The 9,542-nt window shown below is 36.8% G+C and carries 13 protein-coding genes; 10 read left to right on the forward strand and 3 right to left on the reverse strand.

The annotated features are described in order from the left end of the window. The coding region (locus L654_RS0101340; RefSeq protein WP_024593184.1) for an NAD(P)-dependent oxidoreductase at positions 1–420 on the forward strand (420 nt) is incomplete at its 5' end. Between the two features lie 1,469 nt (positions 421–1,889). On the opposite strand, the gene sbcB is transcribed toward L654_RS0101340, so the two are convergent. Continuing rightward, complete coding sequence (gene sbcB / locus L654_RS0101345; protein WP_024607020.1) at positions 1,890–3,341, reverse strand: exodeoxyribonuclease I; 1,452 nt, start codon at positions 3,339–3,341, stop codon at positions 1,890–1,892. 138 nt (positions 3,342–3,479) lie between these two features. Here sbcB and L654_RS0101350 point away from each other — a divergent pair, with 138 nt between their 5' ends. The 9 genes from L654_RS0101350 (at position 3,480) to L654_RS0101390 (ending at position 8,503) form a co-directional block, all read left to right on the forward strand. After that, a complete protein-coding gene (locus L654_RS0101350) occupies positions 3,480–4,709 on the forward strand; it encodes a site-specific integrase (protein ID WP_024607021.1) in 1,230 nt (409 codons plus the stop codon). Between the two features lie 127 nt (positions 4,710–4,836). After that, positions 4,837–5,013, forward strand: coding sequence for a hypothetical protein (locus L654_RS1000000127935; RefSeq protein WP_158001136.1), 177 nt, complete (start codon positions 4,837–4,839; stop codon positions 5,011–5,013). A 182-nt stretch (positions 5,014–5,195) separates the two neighbouring features. Beyond that, positions 5,196–5,546 carry a hypothetical protein gene (locus L654_RS0101360; RefSeq protein ID WP_024607022.1) on the forward strand — a complete coding sequence of 117 codons (351 nt, stop codon included), beginning with the start codon at positions 5,196–5,198 and terminating at the stop codon, positions 5,544–5,546. A gap of 24 nt (positions 5,547–5,570) precedes the next feature. Further along, positions 5,571–5,729 carry a hypothetical protein gene (locus L654_RS1000000127940; RefSeq protein WP_158001137.1) on the forward strand — a complete coding sequence of 53 codons (159 nt, stop codon included), beginning with the start codon at positions 5,571–5,573 and terminating at the stop codon, positions 5,727–5,729. A 68-nt stretch (positions 5,730–5,797) separates the two neighbouring features. After that, complete coding sequence (locus L654_RS0101370) at positions 5,798–6,346, forward strand: hypothetical protein (RefSeq protein ID WP_004587566.1); 549 nt, start codon at positions 5,798–5,800, stop codon at positions 6,344–6,346. Positions 6,347–6,417: 71 nt separating this feature from the next. Further along, a complete protein-coding gene (locus tag L654_RS0101375; protein WP_024607023.1) occupies positions 6,418–6,738 on the forward strand; it encodes a hypothetical protein in 321 nt (106 codons plus the stop codon). A gap of 36 nt (positions 6,739–6,774) precedes the next feature. Next, the gene (locus L654_RS0101380; RefSeq protein WP_225305697.1) at positions 6,775–7,227 is read left to right on the forward strand and encodes a hypothetical protein; all 453 of its coding nucleotides are present in this window, start codon (positions 6,775–6,777) and stop codon (positions 7,225–7,227) included. A 181-nt stretch (positions 7,228–7,408) separates the two neighbouring features. After that, a complete protein-coding gene (locus L654_RS0101385) occupies positions 7,409–7,606 on the forward strand; it encodes a hypothetical protein (protein ID WP_024607025.1) in 198 nt (65 codons plus the stop codon). Positions 7,607–7,657: 51 nt separating this feature from the next. After that, positions 7,658–8,503 (forward strand): hypothetical protein, encoded by an 846-nt coding sequence (locus L654_RS0101390; RefSeq protein ID WP_139016085.1) that lies wholly within the window; start codon positions 7,658–7,660, stop codon positions 8,501–8,503. Between the two features lie 53 nt (positions 8,504–8,556). Here the strand turns inward: L654_RS0101390 and L654_RS0101395 are convergent, their stop codons facing one another. Together L654_RS0101395 and L654_RS1000000128080 are read right to left on the reverse strand one after the other, a co-directional pair. Beyond that, positions 8,557–9,324 carry a toll/interleukin-1 receptor domain-containing protein gene (locus L654_RS0101395; protein WP_024607027.1) on the reverse strand — a complete coding sequence of 256 codons (768 nt, stop codon included), beginning with the start codon at positions 9,322–9,324 and terminating at the stop codon, positions 8,557–8,559. Positions 9,325–9,404: 80 nt separating this feature from the next. Continuing rightward, positions 9,405–9,542 (reverse strand): S24 family peptidase (locus L654_RS1000000128080; RefSeq protein WP_024607028.1); only part of this gene is annotated, 138 nt, incomplete at its 5' end.

The raw sequence follows: 9,542 nt of genomic DNA on the forward strand, positions 1-9,542 counted from the left end.
GCGTTTAGTCGTTTTAGCCAATTACTAGGCGGCGTTGGCTCGGGACAACTTTGTAAAATGGTTAATCAAATTTGTATTGCTGGCGCAGTGCAAGGCTTAGCTGAAGGCTTACATTTTGCCAAGCAAGCTGGGCTTGATGGTGAAAAAGTAATAGAAACCATTTCTAAAGGCGCAGCCGGTTCGTGGCAAATGGAAAACCGCTACAAAACAATGTGGGCAGGTGAATATGAGTTTGGTTTTGCCGTAGATTGGATGCGTAAAGATTTAGGCATTGCACTCGATGAAGCTAAAAACAACGGCGCTACTTTACCAATGACCGCAACGGTCGATCAATATTACGCCGACGTACAAGCACTCGGCGGCGGCAGGTACGACACCTCAAGTTTACTAGCACGCATTGAAGCACTGCATAAAAAATAACGCTGTAGACGCGAAGCTTGCTTGCGTGACGGGCAAAGCCCGTAAAGTGACTTATTCACGAAGAGGTTATGAGGCGCTGCGCTTTTAGAGGCAGTGATAGATAAAAAGATTGTTGTTTTATGTTTTCTCATTTACTCCTCATGCGCTTCTTTTGTGAATAGTGTTTTATTTAAGTAATTAAAAGCGGTGCTTTTACGTGAGCAAGCTCAACGTCTACCGCCAAAGTTTAACTGTGGGTTTAATTTGTAGATGCGAAGCTTGCTTGCGTGACGGGCAAAGCCCGTAAAGTGACTTATTCACAAAGAGGTTATGAGGCGCTGCGCTTTTAGAGGCAGTGATAGATAAAAAGATTGTTGTTTTATGTTTCTCATTTACTCCTCATTCGCTTCTCTTTGTGAATAGAGTTTTATTTAAGTAATTAAAAGCGGTGCTTTTACGTGAGCAAGCTCTACGTTTACCCCAAAGTATAGTTTATGGTTGTTTCGTAGACGCGAAGCTTGCTTGCGTGACGGACAAAGCCCGTAAAGTAATTTATTCACAAAGAGGTTTAGAGGCGCTGCGCTTTTAGAGGAAGTAATAGATCTAAAAAATTATTGTTTTTATGTTTTCTCATTTACTCCTCATGCGCTTCTTTTGTGAATAGAGTTTTATTTAAGTAATCAAAAGCGGTGCTTTTCACGTGAGCGAGCTCTACGTTATAGTTTATGGTTGTTTCGTAGACGCGAAGCTTGCTTGCGTGATGGGCAAAGCCCGTAAAGTGACTTATTCACAAAGAGGTTATGAGGCGCTGCGCTTTTAGAGGAAGTGATAAGTCTAAAACGGTTGTTGGTCTTTATGTTTTCTTATTTACTCCTCTTGCTCTTCTTTTTGTGAATAGAGTTTTATTTAAGTAATTAAAAGCTGTGCTTTTCACGTGAGCAAGCTCACCATCTACCGTCAAAGTGTAGATATCAGTTTTACTTTGTAGACGCGAAGCTTGCTTGCGTGACGGGCAAAGCCCGTAAAAGTGACTTATTCACAAAGAGGTTATGAGGCGCTGCGCTTTTAGAGGAAGTAATAGATAAAAAAGATTGTTGTTGGTCTTTATATTTTCTCATTTACTCCTCTTGCTCTTCTCTTTGTGAATAGTGTTTTATTTAAGCAATTAAAAGCTGCGCTTTTCACGTGAGCAAGCTCTACGTCTACCCCACAGTATAGATTTGTGGTTGTTTCGTAGACGCGAAGCTTGCTTGCGTGACGGGCAAAGCCCGTAAAGTGATTTATTCACAAAGAGGACATGAGGCGCTGCGCTTTTAGAGGAAGTAATAGATCTAAAAAAGATTGTTTTTTATGTCTTCTCATTTACTCCTCATTCGCTTCTCTTTGTGAAATAGATTTTGCTTTGTTTGAAGTGGTACAGATATTTATAAACAAAAACGCGACGCTTTATTGCTAAAGCGTCGCGTTTTTAATGCGTTATACAAACAAAATTACATGCTTTGTGCGTAGTTATACAGTGCCTTTAAAATTGTAAGATTTTTTTCGCTGTCGTCATGTTCATGCGCTAGGTTTTCAAGGGTGATCATAAAATCTTGCGCATTAATCGATGGTTGATCTTCCCCGTGCATTAACTTGTTTTGGCAATACTGGCGCCATTGATCAAGTTCTTGCTGGTTTAGCGTTTCAGGCCAGTTACGGGCGCGGTATCTAAACAATAACGTATTAAACTTTTTATCTTCAAAGTCTAACTTCAACCCAGCTAATTCATCTGGTTTTGCATCACGAATAATCGCAAACTTAGCTTTATCAGCATGGCTTGTAAACCCATCGTAAAGTAAGTAGTCAACGTTAGTGGTTGCGCTGTAATCGCCTTGCTCGTTAAACACTTCGGTTACTTTATCGCGAAGGTCGGTATTGGCTTTTAAAATAGCTAAGTTAGCTAAGCACTGCTCGCGGTCAATCCCCAAACGGGCGGCATTTTCAGGCAATAACGTTTTAGCTGGGGCTAAAATAGGGCACTTGTTTAAATGCACTAGTTTTAAGCCAACAGGTAAATCGTCCTCGGCTAAATCTACACGTTTGGTGTATAAACGTTTGCGTAACTCTTCTACGTTTAAATCAATGAGTACTTGCGGGTTTTGAGTTAAATCAAAACAAATAACCGCGTTTTTATTTACTGGATGAAAGCTCATTGGTGCAACCCAGCTTGTACAGCCTTGTGTTGCAGGTATGCGCGACGTGGTATGCACAAGCGGCGTCATGTTAAATACATCAACCAATTCAGCAAGGGCTTTTTTGCCACGCAGCCCAAAAAAGAAGTTATACAGCTTTGGTTGCTTTTCTTTTATTAGCTTAGCCAGTGCAATAGTGGCGGTTACATCGCTTAGTGCATCGTGCGCAGCGGCGTGTTCAATACCATTAGCTACGGTTAAATGCTCTAGCTTAAAGCTTGGGCTGCCGTCTTCTTTTAACGGCCATTCAATGCCTTCAGGGCGCAGTGCGTAACAAGCACGTACTAAATCAATAATATCCCAGCGGCTATTGTTATTTTTGTATTCACGCTCGTATGGGTCGTAAAAGTTACGGTAAAAGCTATAACGACTTACTTCGTCATCAAACCGAATACTGTTGTAACCGGCAACACAGGTGTTTGGTACGCTAAATTCGGCATGAATTTTTGCTATAAACTCAGCTTCAACTAAGCCTTTTTTCATCGCCACTTGTGGTGTAATACCCGTAATTAAACAGGCCTCAGGGTGAGGCAAGTAATCCGCTTGCGGCTTACAATATTCAATAAGTGGCTCGCCAATAATATTTAAATCAAGATCGGTACGAATACCCGCAAATTGGCTTGGCTTATCCTTTTGAGGGCTCGCTCCCCAAGTCTCGTAGTCGTGCCAATAGATTGTTGCTTGATTCTCTTGATAGCTTTCATTATTCATTCTATGTCTTAGCCCTTTATATTTACGGGTTATTAGCGCTGCTCAGTTTCTTTTTGTATTTTCGAGTTTCTTGTAATTGGCGCATTGTGTGTATAGTATCGTGTATAAATTTTTTGCTAACTGTGTATAAAAAATTAAATGGCGATCAGTGATACCAAATTAAGAAAGCTGCTAGGTAAAAATCAAACACCGTGCGTATTATCGCATAGAGATAGTTTAAGTGTAAGGGTATCTGCTAAGGGGACTATCACTTGGCAATACCGTTGCCGTGTCGATGCTAAGCAGGTAATTATTACGCTAGGGCGTTACCCTGGGCTAAGCATTAAAGAAGCACAAGACTACATACCGCTGTTTCAAAATTGGTTAAGCCAAGGTAAAGACCCACGGCTAGAACTCAAGCTTATGCGTAACAATGCCAAGGGCTTGCCCACAATGGCAGATATTGCTGCGAAGTGGCTAGATAAAAAAGTACCCGACCTGAAAGAAAAAACACAAATTTTATACGTAAACCAAGTCAGCAAATGGATTGTACCAATACTTAATGATAAAAATATGCCACTTGATTTAATAACCATTAAAGATTGGATAACATATTTTGATCAAGTAAAGGCACAAGGCAGCGCTAAAACAGCCGGCACTATATTAGTGCGTATTAAATCCATAATTGGTTGGGCTGAAAAACGTGGCGAAGTTAAGCCATTTAATCCCGTACTTACATTAAATGTAAATGACATAGGTGAGCAGGCATCAGTTGGCCAACGAGTAATGCGCTTTGATGAAATTGCAAAGCTTTGGATACAAATAGAAAGCTCAAAAGCCACCCCAGCAACTAAAGCATGCCTACAACTAATTTATATAACAGGGGCGCGCCAATCAGAGGTTCGTTTAGCAAAGTGGGAGCATTTTGACTTTGAAAATGGCATTTGGACAGTACCGCCCGAAAACTCAAAAACAAATAAAGCTATCCGTAGGCCAATTTCAGCTAAGATGAAAAGCATACTAGATACGCTTGCGATGGTGTATGGGCGAAAAGGTTACCTAATACCAGGTGGTAATCCACACAAACCAATGACCACCCACAGTATTAATCGTTATTGCTGTCGAATGTGGGATCACTTGTTTGAAAAATATAAAATGCCCAAGTTTCTACCGCACGATGCTCGTCGTTCGTTATCAACATTGCTGAGTGAAAATGGTGTAGCGCCGCATGTAACCGAAAAAATGCTAGGCCATACAATGCGTGGCGTAATGGCTGTTTACAACAAACATGATTGGATAAAAGAACAGGCAGATGGATATGAGCTTTATTGTCAGTTAATAGACAAAGCAATAGAAAATGAGCTTAAAGCTGAATTATATAGTAAATGATGTCCTACAAGACATGAATACACACGTAGATACATAAAAGTTGACATAGCCGTCAATAGGTTTAAAATTCATTGTAGGATTATTTTTTATAATAACCTAATGATACAACGGCATTAAGGAGCTTATTATGGCTACCACGTCATTTGAAAAAAACTTTGTAGTAACCGATCAAAGAGCTATTCAAGCGTTCAGAGAAAACTGCAAAAAAGCCCATAAAGTTACAACAAATAATCGTAACCATGAGGCAGATAGAGTAAAAGGAATTGCATTATTAAGACAACGGTTGTCCAGCTCTCAGAGCTAATAAAGGAGTTTGATGCACCCCAACTACATCAACTCCTTTCTAGTTTTTGTAGTACAAAAAACACAGATGTTGAAGCATTCTTAACCGATCAAAACAAAGCTATTCGCCTCGAAAATGCGTCTAAATCACGCACCTATTTAATATTAGATGATGGTAGCGGCCAAATACTTGCCTATTTTTCATTGTCTATCAAAGAAGTCTCCCTAAATCAAAATAACGAAACTAAAATAAGCAAAGGTCTGCGAAAAAAGCTTGACGGAATTTGTAAAAATAGTGAACGTGTAAATGCCTACCTTATAGGCCAGATAGGTAAAAATGATTCAGTAGCAGATAATCAAATAAACTTATCGTATATTCTCGAAGAAGCCTACACAATTATAGATAAAGCAAACCAACTTGTGGGAGGCCGCGTAATAATATTAGAATGTGAAAAAGCTGAAAAGTTGGTAGCGCTATATCAAAATAATGGGTTTAATATTCTTATAGACAACCCCGCAGAGCGCCTTATAACCATGTATATTTGTGTTAGGTAGAGTAAATTAGCCGAAGGTGAATCCATGAAAACCACATCGAAATTTTTCCGCTTATTAGATAATGATATAAAAGCGGGGAATGTTAAAAAAATATCTAGCTCAGTATTTAATAGAATAAGCGCTATTAAGCAAAAGGCTCATTTAGCCAGAACCAAACAAGATGACTGCAAGCCCGTTAATTAACGGGTTTTTTAATGTCTATAACTTTACTGGAATCGTTTTTCTATTTTTTAATTAATAAAGGATTAAACATGGATGCAACGCTTATTACGACTATTTGTAGTGTATTTATTGCTACTTGTGCTCTTTTAGTTTCATTACAACAAACAATATTGGCTAGAGAGCATAACAAGCTTTCAGTGAAGCCTTTGATCTCAGATGTTATGCACCGAGGTTTTAGTGAAAAAGAATTTACCTACGATATTAAAAATAATGGTCTAGGGAGTGCAGTCATAACATCTTTTCAATTTATTTGGGATGAAGAAGAAATAACAAGTTCGAAATTATTTGAAAAAATACAGCAGTCTCTATCAGTCAGTGATGAATTTGAATTAGGTCAATTTGGTGAAAATAGTACTTTAGCTAAAGATGAAGTAAAAAAACTAGTCTATATCAGAGTTAGACAAGATGTATCAAGTGATAACGCTTCTGAGAGGTATACCGCGATTCATGATGACTTACTTGGCAACTTAAGAGTTCATATAAATTATCAGTCAATGTATGGTGATAACCTCTTTTTTGAAACAAATATAAGCACAATCCAAGATGAATTAAAGCTGTTAACTAAAGATGGTAATTAAATATCTACGCTTAACTGATATGATTTTTTTGAGCTATGCTTAGTTTTTATTTTAACTAAAGAGTAAAAGCTATGTCTGTAAAGGTAAATATGGGTGGGTTAAAAAAGCTAGCTAAAAATATAGAAAATTTAAACGGCAAACAGGTAACCATGGCAGATACGATTAATGATAGCTTTGTATCCAGTTGTTCATCTTTTAATAGCTTTGATGAATTACTAGCAGCAAGCTCCTTTGATGTCTCAACAGCAAAAGATTTTGAAGCGGTAGCTGCTAATGACGAATGGGATATATATATTGCTGATAATACAAATTTTAATTCATGGGAAGAAATGCAAGTAAGTGCATTGCGTCTATATGTCAAAAGCCAAGTAGGTAAAGGGCTTAAAAACTAACTATGCTCTAAATTATATTAAATAGAGCTTGCTCCCATGAAAATAATTATCTCCGTAATATTTATAGTTTTGATAATTTATTCCCAGATTTATGGTTTTCAGCAGAAAATACTTTATATAAGCGTTGATACATTCAATTTGTTACCTGACCCAGATGAGTCTGTTATTGTTTCATTTGGTAAAAACGAAAACGACTTTCATGCATTTGCTATAAAAAAGAAAGATATAAAGCAGGGTGTTGAGCTTATATCAAAATCGAAAAATAACTCTAACTTTTCAGTATTTGGTGATATAGGAGGTGAAGCGCTTGTTCGTTCAGAGCAGGCAGATACATTCGCTAAAGTTAAAGTTTTGAGCGTTGATAAGCATAGCCAAAGAGCTGTGTTTTTAGTTGAGGCTAACTTATTAAACATAAATACGAATGAGCTTAATAAACTGAACGCAACAAAAGTTATTATAAAAGGAGGTCCTTTTTTGAAGTTAATGTAAGTGATCTACCCTTAATAAATTGTTTTTTATCATGCAGTAAAAGTAAACAATAAGAACAGTAAAGACAGTATGAGAGCCATGTGGACTCCAAATATGTTGACATACTCGTCACTAAACTACTATTATCAACAATAGTTGTTAGTAGTTTAATGCTAAATTTATTATAAATAGGGGGCTTAGTATGAGCATTTTAAGTATTTTTAAGTCGTCCAGTAAGACAAAAACTGAAAAAGCAGTAGATAAAGTTATCTCTGAACTAAAAAAAAATGAACTTAAAGTCGATATGATTGGTAATGAAACTTTCAGGATCAACATGCACTCTCTCCGAAAGAGTGATGTTGTAAAAGCTCAATTAGAAGCTGCAAGCTCAAACCAATAACTTTCTCACTAATTTAAAGCATCTTATAGATGCTTTTTTTGTATAATAAAAATGATAAAACCTACCGTATTACTCTTATTTGTATTGGGAATCTCTGGTTATAGTATTTTAACCCGCTGGCATAAAACCCACTTTTCTTTGCATCGTAGCAACGGCTATCATACATTTTTTAAATCTACCTCTGTAGGTTTGATAGTTTTTATCTTCTCATCCTGTATTTATTATTTAGCTGTATTATTAGGTAATCATTTAAATTTTCAATTCGACTTAGGTCATTGGTTTTTAAAAAATGTAATCATGTTAAAGAATATAGATAAATCAACAGTTGCATTGTTAGATATCAGTTTCATATCGCTATGTTTAGGTATTATCATTCCATTTATATATTACTTGTTTAATGATAAAGAGAATTTATATGCAGAAGAGTTTTTAACCGATGCAGATAGCCCTGATTTTTCTCGTTTATTCGGGCATTCAATCACAGAGGGTCTACCAATTCTATTCACTATGTCAGATAGAAAAGTTTACGTTGGCTATATTTATGAAGTTCAATCGAAAATCCATACTACTGATGTCCATATCCTCCCTGTAATTAGTGGTTATCGTGACGAAAAAACATTAGCCCTGCAAAAAGTAACTCCATATAAAGAAGTCATTGATCGTATAAATGAGCAAGGTACACAGGAAATTAAAGAAAAGTTAAGAGAATCAGGAGCCTCCGATGAAGAAATTGAGGAAATTATAGAAGCTAATTCTGAGCTTTTCGACCAATGGAATAAGTTTCTTATTACACTGCCTTTAAGAGAAATTAAGTATGCTCACCTCCATGATTTTACGCATGAGCAAGACTTTCAAAAAGCAGAGATAGATATTAAACCCAGGATAAAATGTAAGTAAATTATGCTGAATAATTTAAAGCCCGCATTTAGCGGGTTTCTAGCAACTACGCTTTATTCTTTAACCCAACCCTGCTCAATTGCATACGACTTTGCTTTATCAGACAATCGAAAAACTTCGGTGCGAGTACCCATTGTGTACTGCTGTGTACTATGAAGAAATCCATCTTCTAGTAATTCAGATATGTATATTTCAGCGAATATTTTCGAGCAACCAAGGATTTTATTAAGTTCACTAAAGTGAAAAATGACCTTACCTTGATTGTAAAGGTTGACAGCCTCTTTAAGTAGCTCCATTTTCTTGTCTGTTACACTTTCTGCAGGTTTCTCGGTTACAGATTCAAACGGGTTATTACCAACAGGTGGTTCTTTAAATAGAGGAGCTTGATGAATTTCACGTAAAAGGTTGTCAAATTGTAATTCATATTCATCTTCACGAGAAAAATTGATATGCAAACGGGTTTGTAAAAATGTAGGTACGTTATGAGTGCCGTTTTGACGAATCAAAGGAATGACTTTATTACTATCAATATTAGTCATATATTCAGCAGTCATAATCATTTTCTCATATCCAACCCCGCCCAAACCGCTGTTAGCTTTAGTGACGTAATTGTCAGTACATACCATAATAATACGGTCAGACTCAGCGACGCTTTTTTCCATAAACCCGCCTAGGTCATCACCAAGGCCTACACGAAATTGATCTAAAATTGCTTCTACTCCTGAATTACGTAAACGTTGAGTTAACTCTAACACCCATTTTTTATGGGCTTGTGTGTCATGGGAATATGAAATAAATACTTTAGGTACATTAACATTCATGGAATTTCCTTATATCTGTTCTTGTGAATTCGATTTTTAGTTTTGAATATTATTAATTAATGAGTTCTTACTCGTTTTATTCAAAGCGATTTACCAGTAAATATTACTTTTCCCACCAACGTGCAATTACCATTAATCGGTATTAATTGCTCTGGCCAGTTGGGGTTGGCGGCTTTTAGAAATTTGTAGCCGTTTTCAATAATGAGCTGTTTAAATGT

The organism is Pseudoalteromonas sp. TAB23, from assembly GCF_000498075.1.
Taxonomy (GTDB): domain Bacteria; phylum Pseudomonadota; class Gammaproteobacteria; order Enterobacterales; family Alteromonadaceae; genus Pseudoalteromonas; species Pseudoalteromonas arctica.

Excerpts from the sequence above, each read along its gene's own strand:
- sbcB (WP_024607020.1), bottom strand. The coding sequence starts at position 3,341 with ATGAATAATGAAAGCTATCAAGAGAATCAAGCAACAATCTATTGGCAC.
- L654_RS0101350 (WP_024607021.1), top strand. The coding sequence starts at position 3,480 with ATGGCGATCAGTGATACCAAATTAAGAAAGCTGCTAGGTAAAAATCAA.
- L654_RS1000000127935 (WP_158001136.1), top strand. The coding sequence starts at position 4,837 with ATGGCTACCACGTCATTTGAAAAAAACTTTGTAGTAACCGATCAAAGA.
- L654_RS1000000127940 (WP_158001137.1), top strand. The coding sequence starts at position 5,571 with ATGAAAACCACATCGAAATTTTTCCGCTTATTAGATAATGATATAAAA.
- L654_RS0101370 (WP_004587566.1), top strand. The coding sequence starts at position 5,798 with ATGGATGCAACGCTTATTACGACTATTTGTAGTGTATTTATTGCTACT.
- L654_RS0101375 (WP_024607023.1), top strand. The coding sequence starts at position 6,418 with ATGTCTGTAAAGGTAAATATGGGTGGGTTAAAAAAGCTAGCTAAAAAT.
- L654_RS0101380 (WP_225305697.1), top strand. The coding sequence starts at position 6,775 with ATGAAAATAATTATCTCCGTAATATTTATAGTTTTGATAATTTATTCC.
- L654_RS0101385 (WP_024607025.1), top strand. The coding sequence starts at position 7,409 with ATGAGCATTTTAAGTATTTTTAAGTCGTCCAGTAAGACAAAAACTGAA.
- L654_RS0101390 (WP_139016085.1), top strand. The coding sequence starts at position 7,658 with ATGATAAAACCTACCGTATTACTCTTATTTGTATTGGGAATCTCTGGT.
- L654_RS0101395 (WP_024607027.1), bottom strand. The coding sequence starts at position 9,324 with ATGAATGTTAATGTACCTAAAGTATTTATTTCATATTCCCATGACACA.